The following is a 20,252-nucleotide window of genomic DNA, read 5'->3' on the forward strand; positions in this document are numbered from 1 at the left end:
GCCGTGGCGGCTCCCGATTCGCTTCTGGCCGCGCGCGGTCTTACCGATGGTGAGGACCGCCTGGTCTCGGCTGACCAGCCCCTGTCCGAGCTGCAGCAGCGCTGTGGAGGCCAGGTTCCCGGCAGGCTGGCCATCCCAGAACTGCTCGAACTGGTGCGTCAGGGGCGCCGAATGGGCTTGCGCCTGGCGCGTGAATTTTCTGCGCAGGATGGCGATGCGCGCGTGAGCGGCTTTGTCCGTATACATCCTTTGACGGCGGATCGCGGCGATGGTTGTGAGATCCTGATCGAGAACTGGCGGCGGGAAACTGTCGGGGCACAAGATGACCGCGAGACCACCGCAAGGCAGGACGCGATCGACAGGGCAACAGCGGAATTTACTGCGCGACTCGACGGCAAACAGCGCCTGCTCGCCGGTGAGGGCAGCGCGCCGGATCTGGCGGAATTGATTGATGAGACCCGCAAGCACGCCGGCAAGCCCTGGGTGGACTATGTCGAACTGATCGGGATCGCACACCGTCAGCCCCTGCATTGGCGCCTGCTTGACGGGGTGCGGTGCAAGCTAGCAGGTTCGCAGCGTGACTGGCGGGCTCGCCTCATTCCACTTGGCACGGAAGCCGCCATGCCGCGCGGATTTGAATTGTTGCTGGTGGCCGATCAGCCGCCGCCGCAAGCCGAACCGCAAAACGAAGATACGCAAGCAGGCGGCACCGGTCTGATCGGGGATGCGCTGATGCCTGCTCTGCGCCAGCCGGTAGCGCGGATCATCGCCAATGCGGAAACTATCCGATCGAAACTGGCCGGACCCTTGCGCGCCGAATATTCGAATTATGCTGCCGACATCGTGTCAGCGGGCAGACATTTGGCCGGGTTGCTTGACGACCTGGGTGATCTCGAGGCTGTCGAGGCACCCGGATTTACCGCCGCAAAGCAGGCGATCGATCTGGCCGATATCGCCCGCAAGGCTGCCAGCATGCTGACGGCCAGGGCCAATGACAAGCGGATCGAACTGGTCAGCCCCGGCAATGACGAGAGTTGCCCGGCAATCGGTGACGCCCGCCGGGTCTTGCAGATCGTGCTCAATTTGGGCGCGAATGCGATCAACTATTCGCCCAGGGACAGCCGGGTCGAGATTTCGGTGGGGCCGTGGCGCAGTGGCTTGCCCAGCGTCAGCGTGCGCGATCAGGGCCCCGGCCTCTCACGCGAAGATCAGCAGCGGATGTTTGCGAAGTTCGAGCGGCTTGGCCGTTCGGGCGATGGCGGCTCAGGCCTTGGGCTTTACATTTCGCGCAAGCTGGCCCTGGCCATGTCGGGCTCGCTTGCGGTCGAAAGCGAGGTAGGCAAGGGGGCAACCTTCACCCTGGTTTTGCCCAAAAAAGCCTGACTGTTGGCAGGCAAGGAGCCGTATTTCATCGCTCGATGCGTCCCGATCCCCACAGCAGGATTGCGCCGACAAGCACGGTGATCGAACCGTAAAAAGCCCAGCTGCGATCTGCCAGCATGAAGCTGTTGGCAGGCCACATCACGATGCCCAGGCCTTGCAGCGTCCATAGCCCGCCCGACAGGATCAGTGCGAAACCGAATACCTGCAGGACGAGCTTGATGAACCGTCTGCCCATGCCTGCGCAGCCTCAGCGCTGGGTGAGCGGAACGTAGTCGCGCTGCGTCGGGCCGGTGTAGAGCTGGCGCGGGCGGCCGATAACCTGGCCGGGATCGGAAATCATTTCGTTCCACTGCGCAACCCAGCCAACGGTGCGGGCGAGTGCAAACAGTGCGGTAAACATGGTGGTCGGGAAACCGATCGCAGAGAGGATTACGCCCGAGTAGAAGTCGACATTGGGGAACAGCTTCTTTTCCCTGAAGTAATCGTCATTGAGCGCCATCTCTTCGAGCCGCAGCGCGGTTTCGAACACCGGATCGGTCACTTTGAGCGCCTCGAAAACTTCGCGCACGGTTTTCTGCATTACCGTCGCGCGCGGATCGTAGTTTTTGTACACCCGGTGACCGAAGCCCATCAGGCGGAACGGGTCGTTCTTGTCTTTCGCGCGCTCGATATATTGCGGAATACGGTCCGGCGTGCCGATTTCGCGCAGCATGTTGAGCGCGGCTTCATTGGCGCCGCCATGTGCCGGACCCCACAGGCATGCGATGCCGGCCGCGATGCAGGCAAAGGGGTTGGCACCAGACGATCCGGCCAGGCGGACGGTGGATGTCGATGCGTTCTGCTCGTGATCGGCGTGCAGGATGAATATCCGGTCCATTGCGCGCTCAACGGCGGGATGCAGCTCATATTCCTCGGCCGGAACGCCAAAGGTCATGCGCAGGAAGTTGCCCGTATAGCTGAGCGAATTGTCCGGATACATGAACGGCTGACCTACGGCATATTTGTAAGCCATTGCCGCGATCGTGGGCATCTTGGCGATCAGCCGGTGGCTGCTGATCTTGCGATGTTCGGGATCCGAAATGTCGGTGCTGTCATGATAAAAGGCCGACAGTGCGCCAACCACCCCGCACATCACCGCCATCGGGTGCGCATCGCGGCGGAAGCCGCGATAGAGCACCGAAAGCTGCTCGTGCAGCATGGTGTGCCGCGTTATGGTGTATTCGAAATCCTCGAATTCATCCTTGCTTGGCAGTTCACCATTCAGGAGCAGATAGGCGACTTCCATGAAGCTGGAATGTTCGGCCAGTTGGCCGATGGGATAGCCGCGGTGCAGCAGCACCCCTTCTTCGCCATCGATATAGGTAAGTGCGCTTTCGCAGCTCGCGGTCGACTTGTAGCCCGGATCGAAAGTGAACGCGCCTGTCTGCCCATAGAGCTTGCGGATATCGATGACATCGGGCCCAACGCTTCCTTCCAGGACAGGGAATTCGTAGCTCTGGCCCCCAAGTTCGAGTTTCGCGTGTTTGTCCGCCAAATTCTGTCTCCTTTAATCGTGCTCGTGTTCAGCCCGCCGCAACAGCCTGCGCGTCGATCCGTGCCAACGCCTCTGCCCGTCCTAAAAGGATCAGAACATCGAAGATACCGGGCGAGGTTGTCGTACCGGTAAGGGCTGCGCGCAGGGGCTGCGCGAGCTTGCCAAGGCCCAATTCAAGTTCCTCGGCGAGTGCTTTCGTAGTGGCTTCGAGTGCTTCGATTGTCCAGTCATTTTCCGCCCGTAAACGGTCGGCAACAAGTGCGAGCCGCTGCCGCGCGTCATCATCGAGCAGGGCGGCAGCTTTTTCGCTCATTTCCAGCGGGCTTTTACGGAACAGGAAGGCGGCACCTTCGGCCAGTTCCATCATGCTGCGCGCGCGCACCTTCAGCACCGGCATGGCCCGGGTCAGCAGGTCAATATCGACTTCGCCTGCGATCATCGGCGCGCAAATCCGGGCCAGACGCGCATCATCGGCCTCGCGGATGTAATGCCCGTTGAGGTTTTCGAGCTTCTTGAGGTCGAAGCGCGAGGCGCTTTTGCCGACACCGTCGAGATCGAACAGCTCGATCGCTTCCTCGCGGGTAAACTCCTCGCGGTCTCCATGTCCCCAGCCAAGCCGCAACAGATAGTTGAACAAGGCTTCCGGCAGTATCCCCATTTCGTCGCGATAGGCGTCCACGCCCAGCGCGCCATGACGCTTGGACAGCTTGGCGCCATCCGAGCCATGGATCAGCGGGATATGCGCATAGATCGGATCGCCCCAGCCGCCTTCAATCTGCTCCATCGCGCGATAGATTGGCAGTTGGCGGAAGGCGTTGTTCAAATGATCGTCACCGCGGATGATGTGAGTCACGCCCATATCGCGATCATCGACCACGGCGGCGAGCATATAGGTGGGTGTGCCGTCAGCGCGCAGGATGATGTAATCGTCAAGCTCGGCATTGCGGACTGTCACCTGGCCCTGGACCTGGTCAGCGATGGTGGTTTCGCCGTCCTCTGGCGTTTTCAGGCGGATCACGAAAGGCGTTCCGGCGGGTGCATCGGAGGGGTCGCGGTGGCGCCACCGGCCATCATAGCGGATCGGCTGCCTGGCGGCGCGCTGGGCCGCGCGCATCTCTTCCAGTTCTTCCTGGGTGGCATAACATTTGTAGGCAAAGCCGTGTTCGAGCAGCTTCTCAGCAACTTCGACATGACGCGAGCCCCGCTCTGACTGGTAAACAATGTCGTCGTCATAATCGAGGCCAAGCCAGTCCAGCCCATCGAGAATCGCGTCAATTGCTTCCTGGGTGGAGCGCTTGCGATCAGTGTCTTCGATCCTGAGCAGCGCCTTGCCGCCATGATGCCGCGCGAAAAGCCAGTTGAACAGCGCAGTTCGCGCGCCGCCGATATGCAGGAAACCAGTGGGGGAGGGGGCAAAGCGGGTAACCACTGCGCCTGCCTGTGCCCCGCTTTCGCTTGCCATAAGTCTTTGTTTCCTTTCCACTGCCTTGATGGCGATATCTTACCCGCCTGTGGTGCCTATCGGGGGCGGTGCCGACAGCGGCGATGCTGCATTGCAGCGCCATTGGCGCATGGCGCCGCGCTTGTCCAGCGTGGCGGAACTCGCCGATCGGTTCCTGGCCAGCTCTGGCTTCGACCGTGCGCCATGGCTCACGGTCGCATTTGCGATGGGCATTGCGTGCTGGTTCGTGCTTGCGGGGCCATGGCAATGGAGTGCGGCAGTGGGTGCCGGGCTGATCGCAGCCCTGTCGGGAGCGGCATTGTGGCAGGACAATCGCGGCGTGTCAGGCAGGCCGCATTTGCGACAGGCGCTGATTTCGCTCGGGCTATTGTTCGCCGCCGGAATTGCGGTGATCTGGATGCGTTCGGAGATCGCCGGTGCTGAGCCGATCGAGCGCCCCAGGGTCGAGCTGTTGCAGGGCTATGTCCTTGAACGTGAGGACCGCGCGGCAGAGGGTCGCATCCGGCTGACCTTGGCGGTGCGCGATGCCGAAACCGCCCAAGCTCGCAAATTTCGGATCAATGTGCCGCTCGATCAGGCCCGCGACGAAATGGCGGAGGGGGCAGTGGTGAAGCTGCGCGCGCGGCTGATGCCGCCAGCTTCGCCAATGCTCCCCGGTAGTTATGATTTCGCCCGAGCAGCCTGGTTCCAGGGTCTTTCTGCAACCGGCAGTGCCATTGGTGAGGTGGAGGTGATTGCTTCGGCCCAGCGCTCGCAACACCTCAAGGCCGTGCAGCGCGCACTGGCCGGGCATGTGCGCGGTGAGCTTGGCGGGCCTGCCGGTACCATTGCCGCCGCATTTGCCAGCGGCGATCGCGGGGCCATATCGAACGCTGACGAAGAGGCCATGCGCGACGCGGGGCTCACCCACCTGCTGTCGATCAGCGGCCTGCATGTCAGCGCAGTTATCGCTGCCGCATATTTACTGGCGTTGAAGCTGCTGGCGCTGTGGCCAGCGCTGGCTCTGCGCTTTCGGTTGCCGATTGTCGCGGCAGCGGCCGGGGCGCTGGCGGGGATCGGCTATACCTTGCTCACCGGGGCCGAGGTGCCAACGGTGCGCAGCTGCATCGGTGCCCTTCTGGTGCTTTTGGCGCTGGCACTGGGCCGCGATGCACTGTCGCTGCGGATGGTGGCTACGGCTGCTTTTGTCGTGCTGCTGATGTGGCCTGAATCGCTTGTCGGTCCCAGTTTTCAGATGAGCTTTGCCGCTGTTCTGGCGATAGTGGCGTTGCATGATGCCGGGCCGGTGAAGGCTTTTCTCGCGCCGCGCGAGGAAGGCTGGTTGGCGTGGGTTTCGCGGCGCGGGTTGATGCTGCTTGTGACCGGCCTGGTGATCGAGATTACGCTGATGCCGATCGTGCTGTTTCACTTTCATCGAGCTGGAGTTTATGGAGCCTTCGCCAATGTGGTTGCCATCCCACTGGTTACGCTTGTTTCGATGCCGCTGATCGCCATTGCGCTGTTGCTCGACCTGATGGGCCTGGGGGCTCCGGTATGGTGGCTGGCAGGCAGATCGCTCGATTTGTTGCTGGCTATTGCGCACTGGACGGCAGCGCAGCCCGGCGCGATCAAGCTGATGCCGCAAATGAGCGGGCCGACTTTCGCGCTTTATGTCGCGGGTGGATTGTGGCTGGCGCTGTGGCGAGGGCGCAGGAGGCTGGCTGGCTTGGTGCCGGTGGCGATTGCGACGCTGTTGCTGATGATCACGCCGGTTCCCGATGTGCTTGTTTCGCGTGACGGGCGGCATGTCGGGATCACCATGTTCGATGCGGATGGCAACAAGAGCCGGTTGGCGAGCTTGCGCCACAGCCGATCCGAATATGCGCGCGACAACTTGCTCGAACTGGCGGGAGTGCAGGGCGAACCGGTGACGATCGAACACTGGCCGGACGCGCGATGCAGCCGGGAATTCTGCTCCGTGTTGATCAATCGCGGCGGGCGTAGCTGGAGCCTGCTCCTTTCCCGCAGCAATCTGCGGGTGGAAGAGCGCGCGCTTGCTGCCGCCTGCGAGCGCGCCGACATTGTTGTGGCAGATCGCTGGCTTCCCGCATCATGCCGCCCGCGTTGGCTCAAAGCGGACAAGCGCTTTCTGGAGCAGTCAGGCGGCCTCACGATAATGCTTGGCCGGCGCGAGATACAGACCGTGGCCGAGCATCAGGGGCAGCATGGCTGGTGGCGCGCCGGTGCCGGGGATTGAGGGGGACAAGGCCCGGCGCGCAATCTCATCCCTAGTGATAACGACGCAAGAGCCCTGCAAGCTTGCCCTGCACCACAACCTCATGCGGAGCATAGATCTGCGGGTCATAGGCGCCATTGGCAGGATCGAGACGGATCATCCCGTTTTCGCGCCGCAGATATTTGAGCGTAGCTTCCTCGTTGCGGATCAGAGCCACCACGATTTCACCATCGCGCGCGGTATCGGTGCGCCGCACCAGCGCATAATCGCCGTCGAAAATCCCGGCCTCGATCATCGAATCGCCTGAAACTTCGAGCGCGTAGTGCTCGCCCGGGCCGAGCAGCGCCGCGGGAACCGGCATGCTAGAACGGCCTTCCAGGGCTTCGATCGGTGCGCCCGCCGCGATGCGGCCGTGCAGCGGCACTTCGATCACGTCATTGGCAGCTTCCGGCGCGGTCGATGCGGGGCTGGCCGTGCGCGCAATGACAGCATTCGCCATGACGCTGCGCCCTGTGGGGGTAGAATTCTCCGGCATCCTGATGACTTCAAGCGCCCGCGCGCGATTGGCCAGCCGGCGGATGAAGCCGCGTTCCTCAAGCGCCGAAATCAGGCGGTGCACGCCCGATTTGCTCTTGAGATCGAGCGCTTCCTTCATTTCCTCGAAACTTGGCGAGATGCCGGTCTCTTCAAGCCGTTGCTGGATAAACCGGATCAGTTCGTGCTGCTTTGCCGTCAGCATGGCGAAAACCTCCCTTGGCCGCCTGTCCTGCGTTCCCATAAACATGGTGAACGAATGAGGAACAATTAGGCAACACGATTCGGTAAGTCAAGCAATTCCGCCATTTTCAAGCAGGATAACCGGAACAGACGTTCCTGCTTCGATCCGGCCACCGTTCGGCGCACGATCGATCAGGCAATTTGCGTTGGCAAGTGCGCCCAGCGCGGACGAGTCTTGCGAATCGTCAAGCGTAACGTGCTTGCCATCCCAGCGGGCGCGCAGGAATTCATGGCGTGTGCCAACCGCTGGCAATTCGCATCCCGATGGCAGCAGCGCCCTTCGCGGCATGGGGTCAGCGGCTCCCATCGCGGCGCGGATCAGCGGCAGCACGAACAGGAAGCATGTAACGAAGCTCGACACCGGATTGCCTGGCAGACCGAAAATCACCTGCCTGCCATTGCTGCGCTCGCGGGTTGCCACCATGATCGGCTTGCCCGGCTTCATCGCGACTTTCCAGAAATCGATCTTGGCGCCCCAGGCCGCAAGAGCAGGGCGCATCAGATCGTGATCTCCAACCGAGGCGCCGCCGGTGGTCACCAGGAGATCAGCGCCCTCAGCTTCGGCCAGCGCGTTTGCCAGCGCATCGGCGTCATCCGGCACCGGGCCAAGCCGCGTTACCCGGCAGCCGAGCGCCTTGAGCATTACCGCGATCATCGCGCCATTGCTGGCCGGGATCTGGTGCTCAGCGCAATCCATCGGGTCAGCGACCAGTTCATCGCCGCTGTCGAGCACTGCCACCGATGGCGCGCGGCGTATCTCAAGCTCGGCGTGGCCAGCGCTCAGCGCAAACGCAAGCTGGGCGGGGCCAATTCTGGTTCCGGCGCAAACTACGACATCCCCTTCGTCGAAGTCGGAACCGCGTTGGCGAACGTGACGCAGTGGATCGGGAAAATCCTCCACACATGAGACAGTCTCGCCTTCGACCTTCGCATTTTCCTGGATCAGCACACGATCCGCACCAGCGGGCATATGCGCCCCGGTTGAAATGCGCACGGTTTCGCCAGCTTCAAGCGCACGAGCGAAGGGTGCCCCCGCGCGGCTTTCACCCACCAGGCGCCATGGCCCGGCTGCGTCGCCGCCAATCGCATAGCCATCCATGGCCGAAAGGTTGGCCGATGGCTGAGTTCGCCGCGCTCGCAAGTCATGCGCGAGATAAAGGCCGACCGCATCCTCACACGAAATCCGCCTCACCGGCATGGGTTGCACCAGCGCCAATACCCGGGCCTGCGCTTCTTCAGGGGTAAGCATTGCGGCCATCATTAATCTGCGGTCCAGATGCCTGACTTGCCGCCGCGCTTCTCAAGCAGGCGAACCTCGCCGATCACCATCCCCTTGTCGAGCGCCTTGGCCATGTCATAGATTGTCAGCAGCGCGGTGGAAGCGGCCACCATTGCTTCCATCTCCACGCCGGTCTTGCCGGTCAACGTAGCTACTGCGGTTACCCGCACGCCGTTATCTTCAAAGGCAAAGTCGATATTGACGGCATCCAGGCTGAGCGGGTGGCACAGCGGGATCAATTCGCCGGTTCTCTTCGCCGCCATGATCCCCGCTATCCTTGCAGTGCCCAGCACATCGCCTTTCGGCGCATCGCCCGCCTTGATCGCCGCGAGCGCGCTTGCGCTCATGCGAATGACGCCCCCCGCGCGCGCCATGCGCTCGGTCGCCGGTTTGGCCCCCACATCGACCATGCGCGCATTACCGCTTTCATCGAGATGGGTCAGGCTATTGCTCATACGCTCTTCAATCCCTTGGCGAATCGAAACCCTACAGGATGGAACACATGGAACACAGTCCTGAGGAATGAAAATCGGGCGCTGATGACAGGGCTTGCAAGCCGGGTTTTGCGAGAGGGGATCGACAGAACATGTCGCTGCTTATGCCGCAGATCCAGATTGTAGGACAGTCCAGGGTCAGGACCCTAGCCTTGAAGCAGCGCCCGCGTGGCCGCTTCGACATCATCCTGCCGCATCAGGCTCTCCCCGACCAGGAAAGAACGCACGCCTGAATTCGCCAAACGCGTGCAATCGTCATGGCTGTTGATCCCGCTTTCACTGACGAGCAATGTGCCTGGCGGTGCGAGTGAAGAAAGCCGTTCGGTCGTAGAAAGATCAGTCTTGAAAGTCTTCAAATCGCGATTGTTGACGCCGATCAGCCGTGAGGCGAGCCGGGCGGCGCGCTCCATCTCGGCCTCGTCGTGTACCTCGACCAGCACATCCATGCCGCGTTCAATTGCCGCAGCTTCGATCTCTGCCATTTCAGCGTCGCCAAGCGCAGCAACGATGATCAGGATCGCGTCCGCGCCGATGCTGCGGGCTTCGGCCACCTGCCACGGGTCGACCAAGAAATCCTTGCGCAGAACCGGCAGGTCGCATGCTGCGCGCGCCGCCTTGAGGTAATCCTCATGGCCCTGGAAATAGGGCGCATCGGTCAGGACAGAGAGGCATGCGGCGCCGCCGGCCTGATAGGCGCGGGCGTGCTGATCAGGTTGGAAATCCTCGCGGATCAGGCCCTTGGAAGGCGAGGCTTTCTTGACCTCTGCGATCAGCGCAAAACCACCGACAGACTTGATGCGCAGCGCTGCTTCAAAGCCGCGCGGTGCGCTTTGCCCGGCGGCGAGATGGTCGAGCGCGGTGACCGAGGATTCGGCGCGCCTTTGCGCAACCTCGATCCGCTTGGTGGCGCAGATTTCCTCAAGCTTGTTCATCATTTTCCTCGTCATTCCCGCGTATGCGGGAATCCAGATTGCGAGGGGAACGGTTCCGCTGTGGATCCCCGCTTTCGCGGGGATGACGAACAGCGAGTGTAATTCGTCATCATTTTGCCATCTCGATCCAGCGCGCCAGCAGCGCCGCCGCCTTGCCGCTGTCGAGCGCTTCGGCCGCCATGGCCGCGCCTTCGACCCAGTCTTCGACCTTGCCCGCAACCATCAGGGCCGCTGCGGTATTGAACTTGACGGTTTCGCGATAGGCACCCGGCTCGCCTGCCAGCAAGGCGGCGAGTGCCTTTGCGTTATGGGCCGGATCTCCGCCGCGAATAGCTTCAAGCGGCGCGTGCTCCAGCCCGGCCATTGTCGCATCCACACGCCGCATTTCGAAATCATTGCCGGTTACGTCGGCCAATTCGTTACCCCCGGCAAGGCTCAGCTCGTCCAGCCCTTCGTCGCCCGAGACGATGAAGGTGCGATCGCTGCCAAGCCGCGCTGCCGCGTCGCCATAGATTGAGACGTAGCCGGGGCGGGCAATGCCGATCAGTTGGCGCCGCACGCCAACCGGGTTGGACAGCGGCCCCATGAGGTTGAAGATCGTGCGGCGGGCAAGTCTCTTGCGGATGGGCTGGATGCGCACCATCGCCGGGTGGTGATTGGGGGCAAACAGGAAGCAGATGCCGATTTCCGCCAGCGTCTTTTCCGCGGTGCGCCCGGCGGCGGCCATGTCGAGCCCCAAAACTTCGAGCGTATCGGCCACGCCCGAAAGCGAGGAGATCGCCCGGTTGCCGTGGCGGGCGACTGGCACACCGCAGGCTGCGACCACCAGGCCTACTGCGGTTGACACGTTCAGCGTATGGTGGCCATCCCCGCCGGTTCCGCACACATCGATCGCATTTGCGGGTCCAGCGACCGGAATATAGCGGGCCCTGAGCGCGCGGGCTGCACCCGCGATCTCGTCTGCGGTTTCGCTGCGCTCTGTCATCGCCAGCAGGAAACGCGCGATTTCCTCATCGCTGGCTTCTCCGTCAAGGATCCAGCCGAACACCTCTTCGGCCTCGGCTTCGGTCATATGCGGTACGGCAAGGGGCAGGGTCTTCATGCCGCCTCCTTCACCTCGAGCCCGCAGATACGCAGAAAGTTGGCCAGCAGCGCGTGGCCGTGCTCGGTGGCGATGCTTTCAGGGTGGAACTGCACCCCGTGGATTGGCAGCTCGCGGTGGCGGAAACCCATGGTGAAGCCATCGTCGGAAGTGGCGTTGACGGCCAGATCATCCGGCTGATTGCGCACCACCAGGCTGTGATAGCGGGTGGCGGTGAAGGGCGAGGGGAGCCCCGCGAACACACCGCTGCTATCATGGCTGATCGGGGAGGTCTTGCCGTGCATCAGCCCGCCGCGCTCGACCATACCGCCGAAATGCTGACCGATCGCCTGATGGCCCAGGCACACACCAAGCAGCGGCTTGCCGGCATCGGCGCAAGCGGAAACGAGATCGAGGCTGATCCCCGCTTCATTGGGCGTGCAGGGACCGGGCGAAATCAGGAAACCCGCGGCATTGGTCTTGATCGCTTGCGCGGCGCTCAGCGCGTCATTGCGTTCCACCCGCACCTTGGCGCCCAGCTCCATCAAGTAGTGGACCAGGTTGAAGGTGAAGCTGTCGTAATTGTCGATAACCAAAATGGTCGCTGCGCAGGTCATGGCGCCGCCGTGTCGCGTTTTGTCACGACAATCAAGGGCCCGATCGCGGCACCGTCGTCAAGTCGCTCGGTCACCGGGTCCCATAAGGCGGACACCCCGCCATCAAGAGCGAGGGCGGCGGGCGTCTTGAGTTCGTCACGGAAATAGCGCGCGAATTGCCCGAAACTGATCGCTGCTTCGGAAATGACGAAATGCGCCTTGCCCTCGGCATCGATACCCACCCCGTTGCGGATGCTGCGCGAAGGGCCGTCATCCTGGAATTCGGGATGCAACTCGCCGTCGATCACCAGCATCGGGCCCGATTGGGTACCGAATTTCGGGCGGTCACTGACATTGTAGAGGAAGTTGTTCGACGTGCGGATTTCCCACTTGCCATCGCTGCCAAAAAACACACCGTTGGGCTGGAGGTGGAAATTGTCATCACCCTCTTCACGGTTGAGCTCCACAAGCCGCTCACCTTCCTCGACGTAATAGCCCAGCGGGCTGCCATCATCCTTGAACATGCCGCCGTTCATGGCGAAGGCCACCACCGCCGCTTGCTCGCCCAGCGCCTTGCCATAGGTGCGTAGCGAACGGTATCTCACCCCGTTAGGATCGGACAGCACCATGGCAATCCGGTGTTTGGCCGGATCGGCAACGCAATGGGTCAGCGGCACAGCCTCGAACACCACGACCTCGCAAGCCGAAGCCTCGCGCCGCAGTGCCACGCGCTGTTCGGATTTTGAGCCGATTTCGGTGCGGGTCACCGGCTCGCCGCCCTCAATTTCGCAAGCGGTAAGCGCCAGCAAAGGCGCAGTAAGCAGCAGCGCACGCATCACTGGCCGAACCCCGGTTCGCTGGCGACGCGGGCGGCTTCCCTTGCAGCCGCAATCAACGCGCCGGCCTTGGCCTTGCATTCGGCCAGCTCGGCCTCCGGGTCGCTGTCAGCCACGATCCCGGCACCTGCTTGCACATGCATCATCCCGTCCTTGATCACGGCGGTCCGCAACACGATGCAACTGTCGACCGATCCATCTGGCGAAAAATAGCCGACGCCGCCAGCATAGGCCCCGCGCGCCTCTGGCTCGAGCTCGGCGATGATTTCGCAGGCGCGGATCTTGGGCGCACCGCTGACCGTGCCCGCCGGGAAGCCCGCGAACAGCGCGTCAAGCGCATCGTGCGAAGAATCGAGCTGGCCGATGACATTGCTGACAATATGCATGACGTGGCTGTAGCGCTCGATGGTAAAGCTTTGGGTCACCGCGACCGATCCCGTGGTGGCCACCCGGCCGACATCATTACGCCCCAGATCAAGCAGCATGAGATGTTCCGCCCGTTCCTTGGGATCGGCAAGCAGGCTGGATTCGTTGGCGGCATCTTCTGCCAGCGTGGCACCGCGCGGCCGCGTGCCCGCGATGGGGCGGATGGTCACTTCGCCATTTCGCACGCGCACCAGTATCTCCGGGCTTGATCCGACTACGGCAAAACCCGGCAGGTCGAGGAAATAAAGGAAGGGCGAAGGGTTCACCCGCCGCAATGCTCGATAAAGTTCGATCGGCGGCAGCGGGAACGGCGTGGTAAAGCGTTGGGCCAGCACCACCTGGAAAATGTCGCCCGCCGTGATGTAATCCTTGGCGCGCAGCACCATCGCCTTGTAATCTTCGCCTGCGATCACCGGTTCAAGCGCCATATCTGGCAGGCCCTGCGCCGGTGTGTGCGGCGCAATGGTACCGGCAAAGCGCCGCAGCACATCGTCAATCCGCTCGCCTGCGCGCTCGATCGCTGTATCGGGATTCTTCGCCGCCCAGATCGGCGCGATGGCGAAGAGTGCATCGGTGAGCCCGTCGAACACCAGGATCACAGTCGGGCGCACGAACAGCATGTCGGGCAGGTCAAGCGGGCTGGCGGGAGCGCGCGGCAGATCTTCAACCAAGCCGACGGTTTCGAACCCGAAATAGCCGACCAGGCAAGCGAGCGCGGGTGGCAGCCCTTCTGGCACGTCGATACGGCAGGAATCGGCCAGTGCGCGCAAGGCATCAAGGCTGCCCGTCCCGCATTGTTCGAACGCAGCGCGATCGTGTTGCCATTCGGCATTGATTTCTGCCGTGTTCCCGCGCGCACGAAACACCAGGTCAGGGTCAAGGCCGAGCAGGCTGTAGCGCCCGCGCACCTCGCCGCCTTCGACCGATTCAAGCAGGAAGTCCCCACGTCCCGGCTCGATCAGCTTGGCTGCCGCACCCACTGGTGTTTCGGTATCCGCGATGACCTTGCGCCACACCAGCGCAGGCCTGCCCGCGGCAAGCGCGGCGGCTGCGGTGGCGGAATTATCCGTCAAACGGGGGCCTGCGGCAGGGGGCAAGCGGGCGTTTCCTCTAATTTTCGCCGGTGAGCTGACGCCGCACTGCAGCGACCGCCGCCGGATTGGTCTCGACGCCGATTTCGGCTCGAATCGCGCGGGTCAGCTGCGATGCCAGTTCATCGCCCATCGGGCCGCGCATTTGCCGCTGCGCGGAAGCGATCAACGGATTGTCGGGCGCAACTTCGGGAGTCTCGATATTCTGCAGGTCAACCACAAACCAGCCGATATCATTCGGTGCTTCGAGCCGCTTGGTAGAGCCTTCAGCCATGCTGAACATCAACGCCAGCGCAGGCGGGATCTGCTGGCCCTGGGCGAGCAGTTCCTGGCGATCGAGGCTGAGAAGGTCCGGCGGGGGAAGGGTTACTGGCTCTTCGCGCAGCGCCTCCGCCAATGTAGCGCCATCGCGCACGCGCTTGATCACCCGGTCGGCTGCCTCGCGCGCCTTGCGGGCGCCTTCATGGAGCCTCCAGTCGAACACCACCTGTTCGCGAATTTCCTTGAGCGGGGCGGCGGCGGAAGGCGTGGTATCCGAAACCTCGAAAATCAGGAAAGTGGTTCCACGAACCAATTCGGCCAGTTGCGGTTCGCCTTCTTCCATCTGGAAGGCGGTGCTGATGGCATCCTGCAATTGCGGTGGCAAGGTGGCCGCAGGATTGCCGTAGATTCGGCCATCTGCGGTAATCGGCGCGGTGGCTTCCAGCGCCACACCAAGTTCCTCGGCCATTTGCGACAGGGCTACGCCGCCTGAAATCTCTTCTTCGACCCTTGCGCTCAGATCTGCGAGGGCTTGCGCGCGCTTTTCTTCAGTCAATGCCTCGCGGATTTGCGGGGTAGCCTGGGCGAGATTGCGCTCCGGTATCCGGTTGATCCTGTCGATTCGCACCAAATGCCAGCCCAGCGGGCTGCGCGCGGGTTCAGCGATGCTGCCTTGCGCGGCGGCAAAGGCGGCGTCAGCCACTGCGCCGCTTGTGGTATTGGCAAATTCCTCGCGTTCGACCGGGCCGACCACGGTTGTACTGAACCCCGCATTGCGCGCCGCCGCCGCCAGGGCTGATCCACCGCTGGCCTGCTCGCGCAAGGCTTTGGCCGCATCCTCGGTCGGCACAATCAATTGCGTGAAGGTGCGCTGCTCGCGCGCGGCATATTGGGCCCGGTCACGCTGGTAACGCGCTGCAATCTCGGCTTCTGTCGGAGCAAGATCCGTATCGAGGTTGTCCAGCCCGAAAGTGGCGTAACGCAACACGCGGCGTTCTGGCCGGATGTAATCGGCACGGTTTTCCTTGTAGTAGGCGGCCAGTGCAGTTTCGCTTGGATCGTCCTTCGGGGCAAATTGCGCTGACGGAATGAAACCCACCGCACCGTCGCGCCGCTCAAGCAGCAAGGCGCTATACCGCGTTGCCAGCTTACGGGGCATCTGTATGCCGCTGAGGCCCGGTGCCAGAATCTGCGTGGCCAGAATGCTGTCGGCAAGATCTTGCCGCAGCATTGCTTCGCTCAATCCCTGCTGCCGCAGGGCTGCCTGGAAGGCGGCACTGCTGAAATTGCCATCCGGACCGCGAAAGGCACCGATTTGCAGGATCTCGCTATTGACCAGGTTCTTGCCTGCCCTGAGGCCGTATTTCTCCGCATAATTGCCCACGGAATAACGATCGATCATCTGTTGAAGCACTTCGTCAAGTCCGCCTTGTGCGGTGAACATGGCCAATGTGATGGCCGGGTTTTCCTGCCGCACCTGGTCAACCGCGTTGCTTACGGCGCGTCCGAACTCGGCATTGCCAATCTTTTCGTCGCCCACCACGGCAACCCGGTCGCCCCCGGACACCCCCCCGAAAACGTTTTGATTCGCCACATCGCTGCTGGCAAAGGCGAATGCGATCAGGACCAGAAAACCCAGCGTCAGGCCGAGGCCAAGTTTCGAACTGAAGAAATTACGAAAAAATGTGATCATGGATTTAGGCGATCCGCAGCTAGATGGCTCGCGCAGTTGCGAGAACGAAGTTGATGGCTCGCGCCTTATCGGCCCAGCGGCGCTGCCGCAACAGCCGAGACGCGTTCTTGCCGCAACAGTGAAGAAACGGTTTTGACTGGAAAAGAAAGGTCGGCTAGCGGGGCCCGCCGCGCAGCCCCTATCTTGAAAGGGCTGGATTCGTAGATAGCAGGATATCTCCCATGGCCGAACGGCCCTATATTGTTGGCAATTGGAAAATGAACGGCACGCGTGCCATGCTGTCAGAAGCGCGCGCGATCGACCGTGCGGCGCAGCGGCACATGAAGGTCGAGGTGGCGATTGCACCGCCATACACACTGATCCATGCGGTGCACCGCGAAGTCGAACAAATCGGTGTGGGTGCGCAGGATTGCCACCCGGGCACCGATGGGGCCTTCACCGGTGACATTTCCGCCAGCATGCTAGCCGATGCCGGTGCCAAATTCGTGATCGTGGGTCATAGCGAGCGCCGACAGGGGCATGGTGAAAACAATGCTCTGGTGCGCGAGAAGGCGCAGGCCGTGCTGGATGCGGGGATGCGGGTGATCATGTGCTGCGGCGAGGACGCCAAAACGCGCGGTGCAGGCAAGGCGGCCAGCTTTGTTACGCATCAGCTGAAGGATTCGCTGCCGGGAATTGAAAACGCTGCTGACCGGTTGACCGTGGCTTATGAGCCGATCTGGGCGATCGGCACCGGCAACACCGCAAGCCCGCAGGACATCGCCGAGATGCATCGGGAAATTCGCAACTTGCTGATCGAGCTTTACGGCGAGGAGCAGGGCGGCGGCGTGCGCATCCTTTATGGCGGTTCGGTAAACCCGGAAAACGCCCGCGAGATTTTTGCCACTGAAGAAGTGGGCGGTGCATTGGTTGGCGGAGCAAGCCTGACGGCTGATAGCTTCATGGGCATCGCGCTCGCTGCCGGAGATATGCTCGACAATTGATGCGCGGCGCCCTGCGGGCATTGCGTGCGCGGGATCGCCTGGCGCAGCAGCCCTTGTCGATTGCGCACCGCTGCCCTAAATGCGGGCCTGCAAGCTAGATAGGATTACCATGTCACTGTTCCTGTTCCTCACTGTCGTTCAAACGCTGGTCGCAGCTGGGCTGGTCGGCGTGATCCTGATGCAGCGTTCAGAGGGCGGCGGGCTTGGCATTGGTGGCAGCCCCGGCGGACTGATGGGCGCGCGCGGCGCGGCGGATTTTCTGACCCGCTCGACGCGCTGGCTGGCGATCCTGTTCGTAGCCTTGTCGATCGCGCTTGCCGCAGTGGCGGTGGAAACCGCTGGAGGCGAAGAAATCAGCAGCACGCTTGAGCGCACGGTGGTTCCGGCAACTGATCCGCTTGCCGCGCCGGTTGATCCGCTCGCTCCGGCGCCGGCGCCGGTGCAAGGTGAACCGGCCAGCGACGATCCGCTAGTCGGCGCGACCGAATAGCCACAAACTGACCGCGATTGTGGATTGCGGGGGCGCCCGCGCGCCAAATCGCTTGCCACGAATCCGTTTCACCGCTTAAGGCCCGACTCCCATGGCGCGGTATATTTTCATCACCGGCGGCGTGGTCTCCTCGCTCGGCAAAGGTCTCATGGCGGCAAGCCTCGGCGCGCTGCTGCAGGCGCGAGGCTACAAGGTTCGCATTCGCAAGTTCGATCCCTATCTCAATGTCGATCCGGGCACGATGAGCCCGTACCAGCACGGTGAAGTCTATGTCACTGATGATGGGGCGGAAACCGATCTGGATCTGGGCCATTACGAGCGCTTTACCGGGGTTTCCGCGCGGCAGAGCGACAATATCACTTCGGGCCGGGTCTATCGCGATATCATCGCCAAGGAGCGGCGCGGGGATTACCTCGGCGCCACGGTGCAGGTGATCCCGCATGTGACCGACGCGATCAAGGAATTCGCGCTGGCGGGCCAGGACGATCATGATTTCATCCTGTGCGAGATCGGCGGCACGGTGGGCGACATTGAATCATTGCCGTTCATGGAAGCGATCCGGCAGCTCAGGAACGAGCTCGAACCCTTCCAGACCGTGTCCGTGCATGTCACGCTCGTCCCCTATATCGCCGCGGCAGGCGAGCTGAAGACCAAGCCGACGCAGCACTCGGTTCGCGAACTCGCCAGTCTTGGCATCAAGCCCGATGTGCTGCTGTGCCGCGCCGAACACCCGATTCCCGAGGGCGAGCGGCGCAAGATCGCGCAATTCTGCAACGTGCGCGCCGAAGCGGTGATCCCCGCGCTCGATGCACCGTCGATCTATTCGGTGCCGCTGCAATACCACCAGGAAGGCCTCGATGCAGAGGTGCTGCGCGCTTTTGGCATCACCGATGCGCCCGAGCCCGATCTGTCGGCCTGGGATGACGTTACCGATCGCTATTTCAACCCCGAAGGCGAGGTGACGATTGGCGTGGTGGGAAAATATGTCGGCCTTCCCGACGCCTACAAGTCACTCAACGAGGCATTGGTCCACGGCGGGCTCGCCAACCGGGTCAAGGTCAATATCAAGTGGATCGATGCCGAAATCTTCGAGGGCGACGACGCGGAGATCACCTCAAGGCTCGAGCCGCTCCACGGTATTCTGGTGCCAGGCGGTTTCGGCGAGCGCGGGGCCGAAGGCAAGATTGCCAGTGTGCGCTTCGCCCGTGAGCGCAAGGTTCCTTTTTTCGGCATTTGCCTGGGCATGCAGATGGCCTGCATCGAAGCGGCACGCTCTGCCGGTTTCGAGGCTGCAACCTCAAGCGAATTTGGCGAGACCTCAGAGCCTGTAGTGGGGATCATCACAGAATGGATGAGCGAGGAGGGATTGCAGACCCGCGAAGCAGGCGGCGACCTTGGCGGCACGATGCGGCTTGGCGCCTACGATGCAAAGCTTTCACTCAACAGCCATGTTTCGCGGATCTATGGCGGGGTGGAAATGATCTCCGAACGGCACCGGCACCGCTACGAAGTCAACTCCGCTTACATCGAGCCGCTGGAAGCGCATGGCCTGATCTTTTCGGGAATGTCGCCGGACGGGCTGTTGCCTGAAATCGTGGAACGGCCGGACCACCCGTTCTTCATCGGGGTACAGTTCCACCCCGAACTGAAATCCAAGCCGTTTGATCCGCACCCCTTGTTCGCCGGATTCGTGGCGGCAGCAGTTGATCAATCGCGCCTCGTCTGAGTGGTAAATTCAGGCAGTAATGCACTGAATTTTCAGGCCGGACAAAAAGCGATATCTCGCAAGATACTGAAATATCAGACTATCCCGGTTGCCCCTAAAGAAAATGCAACGCGCTGTCGCATTTATACAAGTCAGTCAGTGATTTATGGCACAGGATGCTCAAACAGCGCGTAAGTTACGTACTGTGTTGGATCGTTGATCCAACAGGGGGTTTCAAAGCTATAAATCTGAAACCGGCTGAAATCAGTCGGTGGGGATATTATACGAGCTCAATCCGGCTGGTGTCGTCTTCTGCGACCCGGACGTCACAGGCTGGTAGAGGCGACTTCAGAGTCGCGGGGGCGGATGAATAATCCGCCCCCATTTCGTTTCCGGCAATGCGAAGGCGCAGTACGGCGCCTTGCGCTCATGCTGTTAGGCGGCGTCTGCCGCATCATCACCTTTTTCGCTCGTTACGGCCTTGAGCTTGGGCTGGCCGTTCACCGAAATCTTCTTCGGTTTCATCGCGTCGGGGACTTCGCGTACGAGATCGATGGTCAGCAATCCGTCAGCCAGATCGGCACCGTCCACGCGGACATAGTCAGCCAGTTCAAAGCGGCGTTCGAACCCGCGATTGGCGATGCCGACATGCAGCATTTCGCCCGACGGCGCGTCGGCGCGCTTCTTGCCCTGGACCACCAGCAAGTTCTGCTGGGCGGTAATGTCAACGTCATCCGGACGGAACCCGGCTATCGCCAGGGTGATGCGGTATTCATCTTCACCGCGGCGCTCGATATTGAAAGGGGGATAATTATCGCCCGAATTCAGCCGGGCCTGATTCTCGAGCAGGTCGAATAGCCTGTCAAAACCAACCGTGCTGCGGCGATAGGGAGTAAAATCAAATCGTGACATGATACAAATCCTCACTAGAGCAATCTGAACGATCAAAAGCCTGCCAAAGCAGCGCTTTCATCAACCAAACCAAGGCTCCCATTGCGGCAAGCCCTGGCGTTA

The 20,252-nt window shown here is 61.9% G+C and carries 18 protein-coding genes; 5 read left to right on the forward strand and 13 right to left on the reverse strand.

Features of this window, described 5'->3' with window-relative positions:
• Positions 1-3: 3 nt before the first annotated feature.
• A complete protein-coding gene (locus ACX3VQ_RS12770) occupies positions 4-1,383 on the forward strand; it encodes a sensor histidine kinase (protein ID WP_462581420.1) in 1,380 nt (459 codons plus the stop codon).
• Between the two features lie 25 nt (positions 1,384-1,408).
• Here the strand turns inward: ACX3VQ_RS12770 and ACX3VQ_RS12775 are convergent, their stop codons facing one another.
• Genes ACX3VQ_RS12775 through gltX form a run of 3 tightly spaced genes read right to left on the reverse strand, consistent with a single transcriptional unit; the run spans position 1,409 to position 4,379 of the window.
• On the reverse strand, positions 1,409-1,618 hold the full coding sequence (locus ACX3VQ_RS12775; RefSeq protein WP_462581421.1) for a hypothetical protein: 210 nt from the start codon (positions 1,616-1,618) through the stop codon (positions 1,409-1,411).
• A gap of 12 nt (positions 1,619-1,630) precedes the next feature.
• Positions 1,631-2,917 (reverse strand): citrate synthase, encoded by a 1,287-nt coding sequence (locus ACX3VQ_RS12780; RefSeq protein ID WP_462581422.1) that lies wholly within the window; start codon positions 2,915-2,917, stop codon positions 1,631-1,633.
• Positions 2,918-2,945: 28 nt separating this feature from the next.
• Entirely contained in the window at positions 2,946-4,379 is a 1,434-nt protein-coding gene (gene gltX, locus ACX3VQ_RS12785) for a glutamate--tRNA ligase (protein ID WP_462581423.1), read from the reverse strand.
• A gap of 28 nt (positions 4,380-4,407) precedes the next feature.
• Between gltX and ACX3VQ_RS12790 the strand changes: the two genes are divergently transcribed.
• The gene (locus ACX3VQ_RS12790) at positions 4,408-6,615 is read left to right on the forward strand and encodes a ComEC/Rec2 family competence protein (protein WP_462581424.1); all 2,208 of its coding nucleotides are present in this window, start codon (positions 4,408-4,410) and stop codon (positions 6,613-6,615) included.
• Between the two features lie 31 nt (positions 6,616-6,646).
• Here the strand turns inward: ACX3VQ_RS12790 and lexA are convergent, their stop codons facing one another.
• From lexA to ACX3VQ_RS12835, 9 genes are all read right to left on the reverse strand, one after another.
• Positions 6,647-7,333 (reverse strand): transcriptional repressor LexA, encoded by a 687-nt coding sequence (gene lexA, locus ACX3VQ_RS12795; RefSeq protein WP_462581425.1) that lies wholly within the window; start codon positions 7,331-7,333, stop codon positions 6,647-6,649.
• Between the two features lie 87 nt (positions 7,334-7,420).
• Positions 7,421-8,620: a molybdopterin molybdotransferase MoeA gene (locus tag ACX3VQ_RS12800; RefSeq protein ID WP_462581426.1), complete on the reverse strand. Its 1,200-nt coding sequence runs from the start codon at positions 8,618-8,620 to the stop codon at positions 7,421-7,423.
• An 11-nt stretch (positions 8,621-8,631) separates the two neighbouring features.
• Positions 8,632-9,105 (reverse strand): cyclic pyranopterin monophosphate synthase MoaC, encoded by a 474-nt coding sequence (moaC, locus tag ACX3VQ_RS12805; protein ID WP_462581427.1) that lies wholly within the window; start codon positions 9,103-9,105, stop codon positions 8,632-8,634.
• A 185-nt stretch (positions 9,106-9,290) separates the two neighbouring features.
• Positions 9,291-10,079, reverse strand: a complete 789-nt coding sequence (trpC, locus tag ACX3VQ_RS12810) for an indole-3-glycerol phosphate synthase TrpC (protein WP_462581428.1) — start codon at positions 10,077-10,079, stop codon at positions 9,291-9,293.
• 106 nt (positions 10,080-10,185) lie between these two features.
• The gene (gene trpD, locus ACX3VQ_RS12815; protein WP_462581429.1) at positions 10,186-11,178 is read right to left on the reverse strand and encodes an anthranilate phosphoribosyltransferase; all 993 of its coding nucleotides are present in this window, start codon (positions 11,176-11,178) and stop codon (positions 10,186-10,188) included.
• Positions 11,175-11,774, reverse strand: coding sequence for an anthranilate synthase component II (locus ACX3VQ_RS12820; protein WP_462581430.1), 600 nt, complete (start codon positions 11,772-11,774; stop codon positions 11,175-11,177). Before ACX3VQ_RS12820 ends, trpD begins: the two co-directional genes overlap by 4 nt.
• Positions 11,771-12,589 (reverse strand): phosphodiester glycosidase family protein, encoded by an 819-nt coding sequence (locus ACX3VQ_RS12825; protein WP_462581431.1) that lies wholly within the window; start codon positions 12,587-12,589, stop codon positions 11,771-11,773. The genes ACX3VQ_RS12820 and ACX3VQ_RS12825 overlap by 4 nt, the downstream gene beginning before the upstream one ends.
• Positions 12,589-14,088: an anthranilate synthase component I gene (gene trpE / locus ACX3VQ_RS12830; RefSeq protein ID WP_462581432.1), complete on the reverse strand. Its 1,500-nt coding sequence runs from the start codon at positions 14,086-14,088 to the stop codon at positions 12,589-12,591. Before trpE ends, ACX3VQ_RS12825 begins: the two co-directional genes overlap by 1 nt.
• A gap of 37 nt (positions 14,089-14,125) precedes the next feature.
• The gene (locus ACX3VQ_RS12835; protein WP_462581433.1) at positions 14,126-16,060 is read right to left on the reverse strand and encodes a peptidylprolyl isomerase; all 1,935 of its coding nucleotides are present in this window, start codon (positions 16,058-16,060) and stop codon (positions 14,126-14,128) included.
• Between the two features lie 221 nt (positions 16,061-16,281).
• On the opposite strand from ACX3VQ_RS12835, the gene tpiA reads away from it, so the two are divergent.
• From tpiA to ACX3VQ_RS12850, 3 genes are all read left to right on the forward strand, one after another.
• A complete protein-coding gene (gene tpiA / locus ACX3VQ_RS12840; protein WP_462581434.1) occupies positions 16,282-17,043 on the forward strand; it encodes a triose-phosphate isomerase in 762 nt (253 codons plus the stop codon).
• Positions 17,044-17,158: 115 nt separating this feature from the next.
• On the forward strand, positions 17,159-17,533 hold the full coding sequence (secG, locus tag ACX3VQ_RS12845; RefSeq protein ID WP_462581460.1) for a preprotein translocase subunit SecG: 375 nt from the start codon (positions 17,159-17,161) through the stop codon (positions 17,531-17,533).
• Between the two features lie 91 nt (positions 17,534-17,624).
• Positions 17,625-19,259 (forward strand): CTP synthase, encoded by a 1,635-nt coding sequence (locus ACX3VQ_RS12850; protein WP_462572260.1) that lies wholly within the window; start codon positions 17,625-17,627, stop codon positions 19,257-19,259.
• 414 nt (positions 19,260-19,673) lie between these two features.
• Here the strand turns inward: ACX3VQ_RS12850 and ACX3VQ_RS12855 are convergent, their stop codons facing one another.
• Positions 19,674-20,150 (reverse strand): Hsp20 family protein, encoded by a 477-nt coding sequence (locus ACX3VQ_RS12855; RefSeq protein ID WP_462581435.1) that lies wholly within the window; start codon positions 20,148-20,150, stop codon positions 19,674-19,676.
• Positions 20,151-20,252: the final 102 nt, after the last annotated feature.

This window comes from Altererythrobacter chaiwopuensis, assembly GCF_054957735.1.